This window comes from Pseudomonas sp. FW305-70, assembly GCF_058783925.1.
In genome coordinates this window covers 53144-68814 of sequence record NZ_JBYSYZ010000016.1, presented here as the reverse complement: position 1 = coordinate 68814, position 15671 = coordinate 53144, and the positions used below count along the sequence as shown (strand labels likewise).

Here is a 15671-nt window from a genome sequence, read left to right as displayed (position 1 = left end):
TTATCAGTTACTGGGCGTCGAGTTGCTTGCCACGGGTTTCCGGCAGGCTCAGGGCCGCGAGGATCACCACACCGTAGGAAACCGCCGCGAAGGCACCGATGCCCACGCTCAGTGGTACGGTCTGGCTGAGCAGGCCGATCAGCAGCGGGAACAACGCCGCCAGCGCGCGGCCGATGTTGTAGCAAAAACCCTGGCCCGAACCGCGAATGCGCGTGGGGAACAACTCGGTCAGGAATGCGCCCATGCCACTGAAAATCCCCGAGGCGAAAAAGCCCAGCGGAAAGCCCAGCCACAGCATCACGCCGTTGCTGACCGGCATTTGCGTGTACAGCAGGACAATGGTGAACGAGCCGACGGCGAACAGGATGAAGTTCTTCTTGCGGCCGAGGATGTCGGTCAAATAGGCGCTGATGACATAACCCACGTAGGAACCGACGATCACCATCGCCAGATAACCGCTGGTATTGAGTACGCTCAAACCGCGTTCGTTTTTCAGGAACGTCGGTAGCCAGGACGTGATCGCGTAGTAGCCACCCAATGCGCCGGTGGTCAGCAACGAAGCGCGAATCGTGGTGAACAGCATGCCGGGGGCGAAGATCTCGTAGAACTTCGACGGATTGGTCGGCGCCTCCTTGGCTTTGGCTTGACGATAGATTTCCGGATCCTTGACCAGACGGCGGACAAAAATCACAAAAATCGCCGGCACGATGCCAAGGATGAACAGCGCGCGCCAGGCGTCTTCCGGTGGCAATACCGAGAACAGCAGCGCATACAGGATCGCCGTCAGCCCCCAACCCAGCGCCCAGCCGGACTGCACCATACCCACAGCCTTGCCGCGGTCCTTGGCGCGAATCACTTCGCCGATCAGCACGGCGCCGGCCGTCCACTCGCCGCCGAAACCGAAGCCCATCAGGGTCCGTGCAATCAGCAGTTGTTCGTAGTTCTGGGCAAAGCCGCAGAGGAAGGTGAAGAAGGCAAACCACAACACGGTCAGTTGCAGGGTGCGCACACGGCCGATGCGGTCGGAGAGTATCCCTGCGACCCAGCCACCGATGGCCGAAGCGATCAGGGTGCTGGTGTGAATCAGCCCGGCCTGGCCGGTGGTGATGCCCCACATGGCAATCAGGGTCGGCACCACGAAGCTGAGCATCTGGGTGTCCATGCCGTCCAGGCCATAGCCGATCTTGCAGCTCCAGAAGGTGCGGCGTTCCTGCTGATTGATGTTGCGATACCAGTCGAAAGGTCCCGGGCGAGCCGTGGCTTTCGCAATGACGGGGGTGTCGGGCGCACTCATGGCAAATCTCCGCGCTGATTTTATTGGTATTGTTCTGAGCCCCGACGACGCCTATCGTGGGAACCGGATGCGCCGATTTTTGGACGCGCGCCCCTGCTGCGTCCAACTAATAAAAACCCGCCTTAGACATAAGAAATCTTTATCCCATGAACCTGAAGTTTCTCGAGACCTTTGTCTGGGTCGCCCGACTCAAGAGTTTCCGCCTGACCGCCGACAAGCTCTTCACCACCCAGGCCTCGATTTCCAGCCGGATTGCCGTGCTTGAAGGCGAGCTCGGGGTGAAGCTGTTTCTGCGTGATTCGCGCGGCGTGAGCCTGACGCCCGAAGGCCTCAAAGTGCTCGATTACGCCGAGCAGATGCTGGACACCATGCAGGCACTCAAGCAGTCGATCGAGACCCGTTCGAGCAAAGCCGGACGGGTGCGCATCGGCGTGATGGACACGGTGATCCATACCTGGCTCAGCCCGTTGGTGGCGCAGATGACCGATCACTACCCGCTGGTGGAAATCGAGCTGGTGGCCGATACCTCGCTCAACCTCTGCGATCAGCTGCAAAAAGGCTTTCTCGATGTGATCCTGCAAACCGACCTGCTGCGTCAGGAAAGCGTGCGCAGCCTGGAACTGGCCAGCCACCCCATGGGCTGGATCGTCGCCAGCAATTCCATTTACAACCGCGAGTACTCGGGCATCGCTGACCTGGCGGGCGAGCGGATCATCACCTATTCGAAAAATTCCCATCCGCACCAGGAAGTACTGGCCCTGATGCAGGCCAATGGCGTGATGGCGCCACGACTGAACTGCGTGAACTCGGTGTCGGCGATTACCCGGCTGCTGCGCGACGGATTTGGCATTGGCGCGTTGCCGCCGGTGCTGGTGGCCGAGGAACTGGCGCGCGGCGAATTGACCCTGCTGGACATCGATCAGCGACCACCCGACTTGCAGGTGGTGGTGTCGTGGCGAGTAGGTGTGGAGTGGGTCGAGGAGATTGTGGCGTTGTGTCAGCAGGTGCTGGAGGGATATGCGCGGAAGGTGGGCGAGCATTACATGGTCTTGAGCAAACCCCTGGCCAGGCTCTGAAAAGGAGCTTCCCACATCACAAGAAGCAATTACTATCATTTGCATTAATATTTTGAAAATGTATTCTCTGCGCGCATTCAGCTAAACCACTGTCCAGAAGGAATCGGACTTGATGCGCGCTTTCACGCAAAGACAGCAGCAACGGCTCTCACACTGGAGGGAAACCCTCGGCAATCCGGCCTTCCAGTCCCGCCGCATCACCCCCGACCATTTGAGCACTGCCCTGGTGCCCGCCGCGCAGCGCTGCCTCCACCCCCTGATCCTGCTTACACCTTGCGCCTCATCGAGGGCGTTGCCTGGCTCTGCATCCTGACGCTGGCGGCCACGGCGCTGGCTAACGAATGACTGGGTTTCTCGTCAGCCGGTATCTCTGGGGCATCTGGCAAGGCGCCCTGCTCCCCGTCGCCTACGCCCTGGCCACCATCGGGACCCGCCGGGTGCGCTCCTATACCGCCACATCCAGCAGCGAAATCTTGCCTGGCCACACTTATCACGACTAAAAAAGACCACCTCATGACCCGAACCAAACTTTCCTTGCTGATTCCGCTGCTTGGCTCCGTCAGCGCCCAGACCTGGGCCGAGGACACCGAACAGCAACCCGGCACGTTGGCCATGCAAGCCACCGTCGTTTCCGCGACGCGTAGCGAAGCGACCATTGCCTCGATCCCAGGCTCGGTCCAGGTGATCGACGAACAGCAGATCCGCCAACAGAGTGGCGCCGGGCGTCGGGTCTCCGACATTCTGGGGCAACTGGTTCCCGGCCTGGCGCCGTCCAGCGGCGGGATGAGCAACTTCGGCCAGACCCTGCGCGGGCGCAACATGCTGGTGTTGATCGACGGCGTATCGCAGAACGCCACGCGCGACAACTTCCGCCAACTCAACAGCATTGCGCCGGCCAGCATCGAACGCATTGAGGTGGTGTCCGGCGCCAGCAGCATTTATGGCGCCGGTGCTTCGGGCGGCATCATCAACATCATCACCAAGCGCAACCAGGGTCAGGACCTTGCCTACAGCAGCAAACTGGGCCTGACCACCGGCAACAACCTCAACAGCAAGGGTTTCGCCTACGAGGCCTTTCAGAGTGCGACCGGGCGCAAGGATGCTCTGGACTGGTACCTGTCCGCCGACCTGACCCAGCGCAACGACCAGTACGACGGCAACGGCAATCGCATCCCTCAGGACACCTCCCAGGGCAGCAACATGGACACCGACACCTATGACCTGCAAGGTCGTTTCGGTTACGAACTGGATGCCGATAAAAAACTCAGCCTGTCGCTGCAGGACTACAAGGACCAGCAGGACACCGGCTACACAAAAGACCCGAAAAACCTGCAAGAGGCCGTGGCGGTCAAAGGGCTGAAACTCGACGACCAGCCCTACACCCATAATCAGGCGGCCAATCTCAACTTCACCGACAACGACTTCTACGGCCAGGGCCTGCAACTGGAAAGCTACTGGCGTCGGGCCGACGCGCTGTTCTTCCCGGACCTGTCGCGGGGCAAGGCCGGGATCGCCGACAACAACAGCGTGCAGGATGTGTACGGCCTTCGTGCGGCCATCGACACGCCGTTGCCGGCCATCGGCAGCGCCACGGGCAACCTGGTCTGGGGCGCCGACTATGATCACGAACGCTCCCGTCAACGCGGTGACCAATACACCCTCAAAGGGCTGAACTACACCAAGACCGGCACCACTTACGAGATGGGCCCGGATATCGAAACCACTACCAAGGCGCTGTTCGGGCAGATGTCATGGGACATCGGTGACTGGACCTTGCGTGGCGGTGTGCGCCGCGAATGGATCGAAAGCGAGGTCTCCGACAGCATCGCCTACGGTCAGATCGTCCAGACCGGCGTACGCGCCATCCTGCCCGGTGACACCCTCAAATACGACGCCACGCTCTATAACCTGGGCGCGGTCTATCACCTGAGTGAACATCAGGACGTCTTCGCCAATTACAGCCAGGGGTTTTCACTGCCGGACATCCAGCGCTTCTTGCGTGACGTGAGCAGCACCTTCGACATCCAGAGCCTCAACGCCCAGGCCATCAAGGTCGACAGCTACGAGCTGGGCTGGCGCGGTGACTGGGACCAGTGGCAGGCCGACGTGACCGTCTATGAAAACACCTCGGACGTGACCCAGTTCTACGATGCCAATAGCCGTGTATTACGTCTGATCAACCAGAAGGAGCGGGTTCGCGGCATCGAAAACAGCCTGACCTACCGCGCGACCGATCACTGGTCGGTGGGTGGCACCTATGCCTGGGCCAAAGGCGAGACCCAACAGAACGGGAAATGGATCGATCTGCCGGCGACACGCATTTCACCGGCCAAGACCACGCTGTTCGTCGGCTACACCGAAGACGACTACAACTTGCGCCTGCAAGGCATGCACCTGTCCAGCTACGACGCTGCCGCCAAGGACAACAACGGACGCGACATCGAAGGCTATACGCTGGTGGACCTGCTCGGCTCCGTGTACCTGCCGGTCGGTCGCCTGGAAGGCGGGGTGTACAACCTGACCGACCGCACGTACGTCAACCTGTTCGCCCAGGCCAATGCCAGAGCGCCGTACCCCAACGCCGAAGGCCGCACCCTGAGCATGACCTATTCGATTGATTGGTAACCAAGCAGGGAGCCGGCTTGCCGGCTCCCTGACGTTCGACGGTGTTACAACCCGCGCAGATCCCGCTCTTCAATCGGCCGGCTCTGGCGCAGACGCTTGCCGCCCAGCACCACCCAGTCGATCAGCCGGAACAGGCACTCGATCCCGAACGACAGCAGCAAGGCACCACTCATGCCCCAGATCATCGCTTCGGGCGTCAACAGAATCTGGTAGCTGTAGCCGTTCCAGGTTTCCTTGCGAATGTCCGGATCGGCGGCCAGCACCACTTGCAGGAAGCGGATGTACCACGGGCCCTGCATCGCCTGGAATTGCTTGTCCAGAGCCACCTGACGGGTCAGCAGGTTGCTCAGGCTGTCGGCGTCGCTGCGAAAGATCGGGTCCTCGCTGGCGCGGTAATGCGCGACCAGCGCCTGCATGTCACCCTTGAAGAACTGATTGGCGGTGTTCTGGAAGCCGCTCAACCCGGCTTGCGCCTCGATCAGATGGGCTTCGACCCGCTTGGCGTAATCGTTGATGAACCCCGGCACCTGGACACCGATCAGCAGGCCCGCCGCAAACAACACCAGCCGTAGATAACTGAGCAACATGCAAGGAGTCCTTATTCGGTCGTGCCCTGGCTGACGCATTCGCCGCGTCGCCACAGGCTCCATTGACCCGGTTCGTAACGGGTCCAGGTTTCGTTTTCGGTCAAAGGTTCGGTGGCGATGACAGTGACCACATCGTCAGGGGTGGTTTCGGCCTGAAAGTCGACGATCACGTCGACATCTTTCAGGCGCGCCGGGCCAAAGGGGGCGCGACGGGTGATCTGCGCCAGCTTGGTCGAGCAATAGCAGAACAGCCAGTCGCCATCGCTGAGCAGGCAGTTGAACACGCCTTTGCTGCGGTACTCGGCGCAAGCGGCGACCAGGTCCGGCAGCAACGCTTCGACCTCGACCGGTTCGGGGAACGCCGCACGCACACGGTTGAGCAAATCGCAGAACGCCGCTTCGCTGTCGGTATCGCCCACGGGGCGGTAGAAACTGGCCGTTGGCTGAAAATCCGCCAACTGGCCGTTATGGGCGAAACACCAGTTGCGCCCCCACAGCTCGCGGACAAACGGATGGGTGTTGGACAGGCAGACCTTGCCGACGTTGGCCTGGCGGATGTGCCCGATCACCACTTCGCTCTTGATCGGATAGCGCTGCACCAGGTTGGCGACTTCCGACTCGCAACTGGCCGCCGGGTCCTGGAACAGCCGCAGCCCACGGCCTTCATAGAAGGCAATGCCCCAGCCATCGCGATGCGGGCCGGTGCGGCCGCCGCGCTGCATCAGCCCGGTAAAGCTGAACACGATATCGGTCGGGACATTGGCGCTCATGCCCAATAACTCACACATGTTCGGACTCTCGATCAATCGCAGGGGCAAGGTTACAGACGGGGTTCGACTCGCATCCGCTGAGGATTGCTCGGCACGGGCGGACGACCGTAACGATCATCGCCGGCACCGCCAAACGGTTGATCATCCTCAGGCTCTTCGGCGCGGACGGCAGCTTTGGTGGCAGCCTCACGCTCCTTGCGGGCGTTGGCGGCGCGTTCGATGGGGAAACGGATCGCCACCAGCACCAGATAGAGGCCGAATGCGATCATGCCGTACATGAACAGATCGGAAATGGCCCGCCAGGCGTTGTTGCCGACCTTGAACAGCAGGTCGAGCGCGGTAATGGCGACGGCCGGTGCGACTTTGTCCTTCACCGGGTCGATGATGGTCGGGCTGAACAGCAGCACGACCATCGCCAGCCGCAGTGGCTCACGCAGCCAACGCCACATCCAGCGGGTCAAGCGCATCCACACCAACAGGCAGCCCAAAGCGGCGAAGGCGTAGAGGCCCCAAGCGATCAGATAGTCGTTCTCGGTCATGGTGTCCATGGCAAGGCAGGCAAAGAGGCGCTTATGATAACGGCTTTTCGCCCGTCAGGCTGCATCAATGCCTGACAGTTGAGTGCAGCCCATGTGGGAGCGGGCTTGCTCGCGAAGGCGGCTTATCATTCAACAATGATATTGACTGACCCAACGCCTTCGCGAGCAAGCCCGCTCCCACAGGTTGCCAAGCCCCTATTTCGTACACTGTTCGAGAACCCTTCATGCCCCTACCCGCCAACATTCACGACGCTCCGATTGCCCACAAGGCTGATGGCTCCGATCCGTATGCCTGGCTGCAAGAGCGCGACACCGATGCAGTGCTCGATTATCTGACAGCCGAAAACAGCTATCAGGAGGCGCAAACCGCCGACCAGGCCGGGCTGCGCGAGACCCTGTTCGAGGAGATCAAGGGGCGGATTCTCGAGACCGACCTGTCCCTGCCCTCGCCCTGGGGACCGTATCTGTACTACACCCGCACCACCGCAGGCGATGAGTATGCCCGGCACTACCGCTGCCCCCGTCCGGCCGATGACAGCCTGACCCTCGACGAAAGCCGCGAACAACTGCTGCTGGACCCCAACGAACTGGCCAACGGCGGCTTCTTTTCCCTGGGTGCGTTCAGCATCAGCCCGGACCATCAGCGCCTGGCCTACAGCATCGACTCCAGTGGCGACGAGATTTACACGCTGTTCGTGAAGGAATTGTCCGACGGCCGCGTCAGCGAGCTGGAATTCCAGGATTGTGACGGCAGCATGACCTGGGCCAACGACAGCCTGACGCTGTTCTTTGGCGAGCTGGACGACACCCATCGCCCACACAAGCTGTATCGCTATCGACTGGACGGGACGGCGGCCGAAGAAGTGTTCCATGAGCCGGACGGTCGCTTCTTCATGCATTGCTACCGTTCAAGCTCCGAGCAGCAACTGCTGCTGTCCGTGGGCAGCAAGACCACCAGCGAAGTCTGGGTGCTCGATGCCTCCCGGCCCCAGCAGGCGTTTACCTGCATGGCGCCACGGGTCGAGGATCATGAGTACGACGTCGATCACGGCGCACTCGACGGGCAATGGACCTGGTTCATCCGCACCAACCGCGACGGCATCAATTTCGCCTTGTACACGACCGCCGATACCGGCGCCGTGCCCACCGAAGCCGACTGGAAGAACCTGATCCCCCATAGCGACACGGTGATGATCGACGGCATCAGCCTGAACACCGGGGCCATGACCCTCAGCCTGCGGCTTGGCGGTCTGCCGGTCATTGAAGTACACCCACAAGGCCTGGCGCCTTATCGCGTGCAGCTGCCGGATGCGGCCTACAGCCTGCACGTGCAAAACAGCCTGGAGTTCGAAAGCCAGCGGATTCGCCTGCGCTACGAAGCGTTGAACCGTCCGGCGCAAATCCGCCAGCTTGAGCTGGCGACCGGCGAACAGAAAGTGCTCAAGCAAACCCCGGTGCTCGGTCCGTTCGATCCTGACGCCTACATCAGCCAGCGCCTGTGGGCCACTGCGCCGGACGGCACGCAAGTGCCCATCAGCCTGGTGATCAAACGGACAGACCTCGGCAAACCGGTGCCGCTGTACCTCTACGGTTATGGCGCCTACGGCGAAAGCCTCGACCCATGGTTTTCCCATGCGCGCCTGAGCCTGCTGGATCGCGGCATGGCGTTTGCCATTGCCCACGTGCGTGGCGGCGGCGAACTGGGGGAAGCCTGGTATCGCGCCGGCAAGCAGGAGCACAAGCACAACACTTTCAGCGACTTTATCGCCTGCGCCGAACACCTGATCGCCCAAGGCTTCACCACTGCACCGCAGTTGGCAATCAGCGGCGGCAGCGCCGGCGGCTTGCTGATCGGCGCGGTGCTCAATCAACGGCCGCAGCTGTTTGGCGCCGCCATCGCTGAAGTGCCGTTCGTCGACGTCCTCAACACCATGCTCGACCCCGATCTGCCATTGACCGTGACGGAATACGACGAATGGGGCAACCCTGAAGAACCGGACGTTTATGATCGGATCAAGGCCTACGCCCCTTACGAAAACGTCACCGCACAAGCTTATCCGGCGACCCTGGTGATCGCCGGTTACAACGACAGCCGCGTGCAGTACTGGGAAGCGGCCAAGTGGGTGGCGAAACTGCGCGCGACCAAGACCGACAGCAATCCGCTACTGCTCAAGACCGAACTGGGTGCAGGGCATGGCGGGATGAGCGGTCGATATCAGGGATTGCGTGACGTAGCTCTCGAATATGCATTTTTATTCAAGGTGTTGGGTATAGCCTGAGGAACCTGAGCCGATGAACCGGTCTTAATTGCGGACACTGGTAGCCGATACAACACCTGTGGGAGCGGGCTTGCTCGCGAAGGCGGTGTGTCAGTCAACCTCTCTGCTGAATGTTGCGCCCCCTTCGCGAGCAAGCCCGCTCCCACAGGGGATTTGCGGTGAATTCAAATTCGAGTCAGCAACACTCACAACAAAGACCGTGACGACATGTCTGAATCAACCTTTCTGAACAACGAAATTCGCGACTGGCTGATGGATTGCGGCCTGTTCAATCAACTGTTGCCGGCGGACTTCGTCGCGGCCTCGGGCTACTTCAGTATCAGCACCATTGCCCAGGGCGAGGAGATCTTCCAGGAGGGCGATGCTGGCAGTTTCATGTGCATCATCCATACCGGTCAGGTGGCCGTGCAGAAAACCACCGCTGACGGACAACGAGTCACCATCGCCACGTTGCGCAGCGGCCGCTCGTTCGGGGAAATGGCCGTGCTCGACGGCGAACGGCGCTCGGCCAGTTGTGTGGCCGCCAGCAACTGCCAGTTGCTCAACCTGGGCAAGGACTCGCTGGAAAAGATGCTCAACGATGCACCGAAAATCGCCGCCAAGATCATCCGCGCCCTCGCCGTTTCCCTGTCCAAACGCCTGCGCATGGCCGACGGTCAATTGCTGTCGCAGCAGGTCTAGCCACCCGGTGATTTGACTTTCGGCGGGTTCGGTTCGATTCCCGGCACGGGCTGGTCCTTGGTTGGCGGGCTGGGCATTTCAATCGGCACCAACGGCGGCCCGCTACTGCCGGGGCCGACTTTCGGCAAGGGCGCCGGGCTGATTTGCGGATAAGGCGTGGGTGTGGCGGTGCCGGGCGAACCGGGTATCGGCGCGGGGCTGACGGGAATAGGTTGCAACTGTTGGGCCTGCGCTGCAGTTATCGAGAGCGCGGCCAGGGCAATGACCGTTAGAATGGTGCGCTTCATCAATGGCTCCGTTGGCCTTGTCGTCATGAACAGGCTACTCCCAACTGCGTCTGTTTGCCCTCTCGAGTTCTGCCAATTTTCTTCAAGTGAGCCCCATGAAACGTTTCGTACTGCTGGACACCACCCCCATTCCTGAAAACGGCGGTGCCCTGTGCCTGTTCGAATATGGCGAGGATTTCGTCATCAAGATCCAGGGTGGCGACGGCGGACAATTGATGAACACGCGCATGCACGGCTCCGAAGATGCCCTGGCCGAGATCCCCTGCCGCAAAGTCGCTGGCCGACCGAATTCACGGGTGCTGATCGGCGGCCTGGGCATGGGATTCACCCTTGCCTCGGCGCTCAAGCACCTGGGCAAGACCGCCGAAGTGGTGGTCGCCGAACTGGTCCCCGGTGTGGTTGAGTGGAACCGCGGGCCGCTGGGCGAGAAGGCCGGCAACCCGCTGCTCGACCCGCGCACGGTGATTCGCATGGAAGACGTGGCCAAGGTCCTGCAAGCCGAACCCCAGGGCTTCGATGCCATCATGCTCGATGTCGACAACGGCCCCGAAGGCCTGACCCAGAAGGCCAACAGCTGGCTGTACTCCGCCGCCGGCCTGAACGCCTGCGCCAGGGCCATGCGCCCCAAAGGCGTGCTGGCGGTCTGGTCAGCCAGCGCCGATCGGCAATTTTCCGACAAACTGAAGAAAGCCGGTTTCAAGGCCGAGGAAGTGCAGGTCTTCGCCCACGGCAACAAGGGCACCCGCCACACCATCTGGATTGCCGAGAAGCTCAAGGGCTAGGCTAAACTTCACCCTATAACCGTCATCAGTCTTTCTACAAAGGTGAACCCATGAGTTCGTCCACCCCGACCAACACCTCCAAGCTGGATCGCATCCTCGCCGACAACCAGCGCGACAAGGAAATGGGCTACCGCGACAAGGCCCTGAAGATGTACCCGCACGTCTGTGGCCGCTGCGCCCGTGAGTTCTCTGGCAAGCGCCTGAGCGAACTGACCGTGCACCACCGCGACCACAACCACGACAACAACCCGCAGGACGGCTCGAACTGGGAGCTGTTGTGCCTGTACTGCCACGATAACGAACACTCGCGCTATACCGACCAGCAGTATTTCGGCGAAGGCTCGCTGAGCACGCCGAAAATCGCCAAGGCTACGCACAACCCGTTTGCGGCGTTGGCGGGTCTCATGAAAAAAGAAGACTGAAGTACTTCGGTAGCTGAACCGGCCCCTTCGCGAGCAAGCCCGCTCCCACATTGGTTTTGTGTACGACGCAGATCAAATGTGGGAGCGGGCTTGCTCGCGAAGGCGGCCTCAGCTACACCGCCAATCTCCGAACTGACCACTGCCGCCCAATCCCCGTATAATCGCGCTTTTTTCCCGAAAGGCACCCCGCTCGTGGCAGACAAACGGTACAGCTGCATTGGTTTGTATAACCCCAAGTCACCGGAGAACGTCGGTTCGGTGATGCGCGCCGCTGGCTGTTATGGCGTGGCGTCGGTGTTCTACACCGGCAAGCGCTATGAGCGCGCCGCCGACTTCGTCACCGATACCAAGCGCGTGCACTACGACATCCCGCTGATCGGCATCGATGACCTGAAGAAAATCCTGCCGCTCAATTGTGTACCCGTCGCCGTGGAACTGGTTGAGGGTGCCCGCCCTCTGCCGGAATACACCCACCCGGATCGCGCGCTCTACATCTTCGGCCCGGAAGACGGCTCGCTGGATAAGGAGATTCGCGACTGGTGCGAAGACGTGGTCTACATTCCGACCACCGGTTGCATGAACCTGGCCGCCACGGTCAACGTCGTGCTCTATGACCGCATGTCCAAGGGGCTCAATACCCGCTCCGGACCAAAATTCCGCTGATTCGCCGCACATTCGATTGAACGAGCTGCCCGCCACGGTGGTCAGCTTGACTAACGATCACTGAAGCCTGGAGACAGACCATGAGCGAACTCAAACGCGTCGAGCGTATCGAATCCACCCCCTTCCAGAGCCCTTCCGAACAGAACGTGCAGGGCTGGGAACGCATCGGCTCCCTGGCCGGCGGCGTGGTGATGGTGGGCAAGGGCCTGCGTCGTGGCGGGATCTTCGGCCTGATCCAGGTGGCCATCGGCGGCGTAGCCCTGGCGCGCGGCATTACCGGCCACAGTTCGGCGAAAAGCCTGCTGGAGAAAAGCCGTCAGGACATGAACAACGTGCGGGCGAAAATCCAGCGCGCCGGTGAGGAACTGAGCCAGTTGAAGGCCAATGCCGAGGCGGCGACCAAAACTGCAACCGTGACAGGTAATGATTCCTTGAAGTCGCCGAAAGCCGGGGTTTGATCCGGATCGTTCGGTGAGGCTGATAGACCTGTCGCGAGCAGGCTCGCTCCCACAGGGTTTTGCGTCAGGGTTCGAGGCCGATGGGGAAAAACTCTCCACCACTCCACACGCCTAACCAACGCTGGCCGTCGATCTCTCGGCTCACCGCCAGCTCTACCAGTTGATAGAACACATTGCGATGGATCAAGGCTTCAAGATTGCTGCGCACGTGTACGTAAGGGGCTGGCTCCTGCGTGTCGGGATCGATCACTACGCGCAACGGATGCCCGGCACCGGCCTCGGTGGTTTCATCGACGTTGGTGGTAAAGCGCAGCACCTGCGCCTCGCCCTCGCCTTCCACGTCCACCGCAATCGCCACGAACGGCGCATCGTCGACTTTGATGCCGACTTTTTCCACCGGGGTAATCAGAAAATAATCATCGCCGTCACGGCGAATGATGGTGGAGAACAGCTTGACCATCGGCTTGCGCCCGATCGGCGTGCCCAAGTAATACCAGGTGCCGTCCCGGGCGATGCGCATATCGATGTCGCCGCAGAAATCGGGATTCCACAGGTGCACCGGCGGCAAGCCTTTGGTCTTGGGGATTTGCCCCAGCAAATCGTTGGCTTTTTGCGGGCCACTCATGGCGTTCTCCTTGAAGTTACTGGTCGCTGAGCCCCAGCAGGCCGCGCGCATATTGCTCCAGCGGCGGGCCCATCAGGTCTTCGGGTTTTTTATCGTGGAACGTCAGTAAACCACCACGACTCTTGATGGTCGCAGTATCAATCAAATACTGGGTGCTGGTCTCGATCAACATGATCTGAATCATACCGCTGTCGATCCCGAGGCGATCCAGGGCTTCCTGATCCAGCCATTCGTCCGAGTTGCCGATACGGTCGTCCGACTTGGCAAATCGGGTGTAGAGCAGATAGTGCGCACCGGCGGCACGGGCTTCGCCCATGGCCTGGTCGAGGCCTTCCGGCGTGCGGGCACGGCGTACCATCGGGAAGTATTCGACGAAGCCATCGAACGCGACTTCGGCAATCACATTGGGCCGTGGATAAACGGCGCTGCCCGGCGGCATGAAAGCGCCCTGGGCAATGTAGACGAACGAATCCGGTTGAATGCGCAGGTTGTTTACGCGACGGCTGTCACTGTGATCGAGCAACCCCGCATCGCTCATATGGTAACGAGTCCCTTCGGCCATATCGCTGACGTTCATGCAGCCACCAAGTGCCAAAACGGCCAGCAGCAAAACCAGGCTACGCATCCTATCCTCCAGAGGCCGGTGTCGGAAAACCGGCGAATGGCCGTAGGATGCAGCTTTTGCGCCAGCTCAAGTTGATCGTTGCCTGATCAAACGCAATCGCGGGCAAGCCACGCTCCCACAGGATTTATGCACAACCTTGTGGGAGCGTGGCTTGCCCGCGATGAGGCCCGATCAGCCGCCGATGATCTTCATGACGGTCGCGCCGCCGGAGAACGCCACTTCCTGCTTGTCCCCCAAGGCTTTCACCAGGAGTCTCTGCAAGGCCGGCAGCGCCTGGTGACGCGGTTTGTCCAGCAGGTCGCCGATGTAATGGCGATTGCTCGACGACAGGCAGCCGTGCAGCCACCCGGTGGAAGACAAGCGCAGTCGCGAGCAGGTCCGGCAGAACGGCACACTTTCGTTGGCGATCACGCCGAAGTAACCCTGGCCGGGAATTTCATAACGAACCGCCGTTGCATCGACCGGGGCATCGGCCTGCAGATATTCATAGCGCTCGCCGATCAGGCTCAGCAATTGCTGGAGGCTGACGAACTGCTGCAAAAACGCATTGGAGTCGTTGGCCAGGTGGCCCATGCGCATCAGCTCGATGAAGCGCAGTTCATAACCGCGCTCCAGGCAGTAGTCGAGCAGCGGCATCACTTGATCAAGGTTCTGCCCGCGCAGCGGCACCATGTTGACCTTGATCTTCATGCCGGCCGCACTGGCCTCGCTCATGCCGTTTAGCACGGTGGCCAGGTCGCCACCCCGGGCAATGCCGCGGAACGCACTGGCGTCGAGCGTGTCGAGGGAAACGTTGAGGCGCCGAATGCCGGCGCCCACCAGCAGCGGCAGTTTCTTCGCCAGCAGCTGGCCATTGGTGGTCAGGCTGATGTCTTCCAGGCCCATCTGCCCGACCGCCGTCATGAAGGCTTCGAGTTTCGGACTGACCAGCGGCTCGCCACCGGTAATACGCAGACGCTCGATCCCTGCCGCTTCAATCAGATAAGCCACGCCGCGTGCCATCGCTTCGGCCGACAATTCATCCTGCGCAGCCACCAGCCGCTTGCCGTTGGGCACGCAGTAGGTACAGGCGTAATTGCAGGCAGAGGTCAGACTGATTCGCAAGTTGCGAAAACGCCTGCCTTGACGGTCAACGATCATGGTCACTCCGGCGGAAGAATATCGGGCCACTAAAACTTGACTCAGAAATCAAGTTTTAGCAAGTCCTCTACCTGAGTATATTCCTGCGGTACTGCGCCAAGTAGCGAAATCATGGCGCAATAAGGCAACTGAATGGCTCAGCTACCGGAAGTGTCGGTATCGCGCTTGCGTTTGTTGCCCATGCGCACGCCGATGTCCATCAGGAACTGGAAGAAACCTTCCTGATCTTCCAGCACATTGCTCCAGAACGGCGAGTGATACAGCGCGACGGCACCGTGCACCAGCGCCCAGGACGCGCAGTAGTGGAAGTAAGGTGGCACGTCTTCCAGCTTGCCTTCGCTGATCCGGCCCTTGATCAGCAGGGTCAGGCGTTCGAAGTTCGAGGCACGGATCTTGTGCAGCTCCTCGATCATCTCCGGCACCTGGTTGCCCTTGACCACTTTCTCTTCGAGGCGGTCGAACAGGCGATAGCGTTGTGGATCGCGCATGCGGAATTCGAAGTAGGCCCGGGACAGGGCTTCCTTGTCCTTGTCGACATCGGCCGAATGCAGCAGTGCATTCAAATCGCGCTCGTAGTCGAGCATCAGGCGCAGATAGATTTCCGCCTTGGATTTGAAATGCTTGTAGATCGTGCCTTTGCCGATACCGACGGCATCAGCAATCATCTCGACGGTGACACTGTCTTCACCTTGTTCGAGGAACAGCTTTAGCGCGGTATCGAGAATTTCCTGCTCGCGGCGACGAAACTCACGGACCTTACGAGGTTCTTTATGCATAAGAAAAGGTCTGTCGGGGTCAAAATTCGAAGCCGCGTATTA

The 15671-nt window shown here is 60.6% G+C and carries 17 protein-coding genes and 1 pseudogene; 9 read left to right on the top strand and 9 right to left on the bottom strand.

Translation table 11 applies throughout. The features are described from left to right. Positions 1-7: 7 nt before the first annotated feature. Positions 8-1294, bottom strand: a complete 1287-nt coding sequence (locus tag AC3WN7_RS14735) for an MFS transporter (protein ID WP_015096365.1) — start codon at positions 1292-1294, stop codon at positions 8-10. A 146-nt stretch (positions 1295-1440) separates the two neighbouring features. On the opposite strand from AC3WN7_RS14735, the gene AC3WN7_RS14730 reads away from it, so the two are divergent. From AC3WN7_RS14730 to AC3WN7_RS14720, 3 genes and pseudogenes are all read left to right on the top strand, one after another. Further along, complete coding sequence (locus tag AC3WN7_RS14730) at positions 1441-2370, top strand: LysR family transcriptional regulator (RefSeq protein ID WP_102673868.1); 930 nt, start codon at positions 1441-1443, stop codon at positions 2368-2370. Between the two features lie 261 nt (positions 2371-2631). Next, positions 2632-2870, top strand: a pseudogene (locus AC3WN7_RS14725) (hypothetical protein); the annotation flags it as partial. A gap of 13 nt (positions 2871-2883) precedes the next feature. After that, positions 2884-4995 (top strand): TonB-dependent receptor, encoded by a 2112-nt coding sequence (locus tag AC3WN7_RS14720; protein WP_102673870.1) that lies wholly within the window; start codon positions 2884-2886, stop codon positions 4993-4995. Positions 4996-5039: 44 nt separating this feature from the next. Here the strand turns inward: AC3WN7_RS14720 and AC3WN7_RS14715 are convergent, their stop codons facing one another. Genes AC3WN7_RS14715 through AC3WN7_RS14705 form a run of 3 tightly spaced genes read right to left on the bottom strand, consistent with a single transcriptional unit; the run spans position 5040 to position 6900 of the window. After that, on the bottom strand, positions 5040-5582 hold the full coding sequence (locus AC3WN7_RS14715) for a DUF2937 family protein (RefSeq protein WP_015096367.1): 543 nt from the start codon (positions 5580-5582) through the stop codon (positions 5040-5042). A gap of 11 nt (positions 5583-5593) precedes the next feature. Further along, entirely contained in the window at positions 5594-6370 is a 777-nt protein-coding gene (locus tag AC3WN7_RS14710; protein WP_015096368.1) for a class II glutamine amidotransferase, read from the bottom strand. A gap of 32 nt (positions 6371-6402) precedes the next feature. Continuing rightward, the gene (locus AC3WN7_RS14705; protein ID WP_007972419.1) at positions 6403-6900 is read right to left on the bottom strand and encodes a hypothetical protein; all 498 of its coding nucleotides are present in this window, start codon (positions 6898-6900) and stop codon (positions 6403-6405) included. Between the two features lie 215 nt (positions 6901-7115). Here AC3WN7_RS14705 and AC3WN7_RS14700 point away from each other — a divergent pair, with 215 nt between their 5' ends. Further along, on the top strand, positions 7116-9170 hold the full coding sequence (locus AC3WN7_RS14700) for a S9 family peptidase (RefSeq protein WP_102673871.1): 2055 nt from the start codon (positions 7116-7118) through the stop codon (positions 9168-9170). Between the two features lie 207 nt (positions 9171-9377). Beyond that, positions 9378-9851: a cyclic nucleotide-binding domain-containing protein gene (locus tag AC3WN7_RS14695; RefSeq protein WP_007972417.1), complete on the top strand. Its 474-nt coding sequence runs from the start codon at positions 9378-9380 to the stop codon at positions 9849-9851. Here AC3WN7_RS14695 and AC3WN7_RS14690 read toward each other — a convergent pair. Next, complete coding sequence (locus AC3WN7_RS14690; protein WP_007972415.1) at positions 9848-10138, bottom strand: hypothetical protein; 291 nt, start codon at positions 10136-10138, stop codon at positions 9848-9850. The genes AC3WN7_RS14695 and AC3WN7_RS14690 overlap by 4 nt on opposite strands. Before the next feature lie 95 nt (positions 10139-10233). On the opposite strand from AC3WN7_RS14690, the gene AC3WN7_RS14685 reads away from it, so the two are divergent. From AC3WN7_RS14685 to AC3WN7_RS14670, 4 genes are all read left to right on the top strand, one after another. Next, the gene (locus tag AC3WN7_RS14685) at positions 10234-10920 is read left to right on the top strand and encodes a spermidine synthase (protein WP_007972413.1); all 687 of its coding nucleotides are present in this window, start codon (positions 10234-10236) and stop codon (positions 10918-10920) included. Between the two features lie 50 nt (positions 10921-10970). Beyond that, on the top strand, positions 10971-11342 hold the full coding sequence (locus AC3WN7_RS14680) for a YajD family HNH nuclease (RefSeq protein ID WP_007944009.1): 372 nt from the start codon (positions 10971-10973) through the stop codon (positions 11340-11342). Positions 11343-11534: 192 nt separating this feature from the next. Continuing rightward, the gene (locus tag AC3WN7_RS14675; RefSeq protein ID WP_007993783.1) at positions 11535-12005 is read left to right on the top strand and encodes an RNA methyltransferase; all 471 of its coding nucleotides are present in this window, start codon (positions 11535-11537) and stop codon (positions 12003-12005) included. A gap of 80 nt (positions 12006-12085) precedes the next feature. Beyond that, complete coding sequence (locus AC3WN7_RS14670) at positions 12086-12463, top strand: YgaP family membrane protein (protein ID WP_015096372.1); 378 nt, start codon at positions 12086-12088, stop codon at positions 12461-12463. A 64-nt stretch (positions 12464-12527) separates the two neighbouring features. Here the strand turns inward: AC3WN7_RS14670 and AC3WN7_RS14665 are convergent, their stop codons facing one another. From AC3WN7_RS14665 to AC3WN7_RS14650, 4 genes are all read right to left on the bottom strand, one after another. After that, a complete protein-coding gene (locus tag AC3WN7_RS14665; protein ID WP_015096373.1) occupies positions 12528-13088 on the bottom strand; it encodes a DUF1285 domain-containing protein in 561 nt (186 codons plus the stop codon). Between the two features lie 16 nt (positions 13089-13104). Continuing rightward, on the bottom strand, positions 13105-13713 hold the full coding sequence (locus AC3WN7_RS14660; protein ID WP_015096374.1) for a DUF4823 domain-containing protein: 609 nt from the start codon (positions 13711-13713) through the stop codon (positions 13105-13107). A gap of 171 nt (positions 13714-13884) precedes the next feature. Continuing rightward, positions 13885-14853, bottom strand: a complete 969-nt coding sequence (locus AC3WN7_RS14655; RefSeq protein WP_095963761.1) for a GTP 3',8-cyclase MoaA — start codon at positions 14851-14853, stop codon at positions 13885-13887. Between the two features lie 137 nt (positions 14854-14990). Further along, positions 14991-15629, bottom strand: a complete 639-nt coding sequence (locus AC3WN7_RS14650; protein WP_007977040.1) for a TetR/AcrR family transcriptional regulator — start codon at positions 15627-15629, stop codon at positions 14991-14993. Positions 15630-15671: the final 42 nt, after the last annotated feature.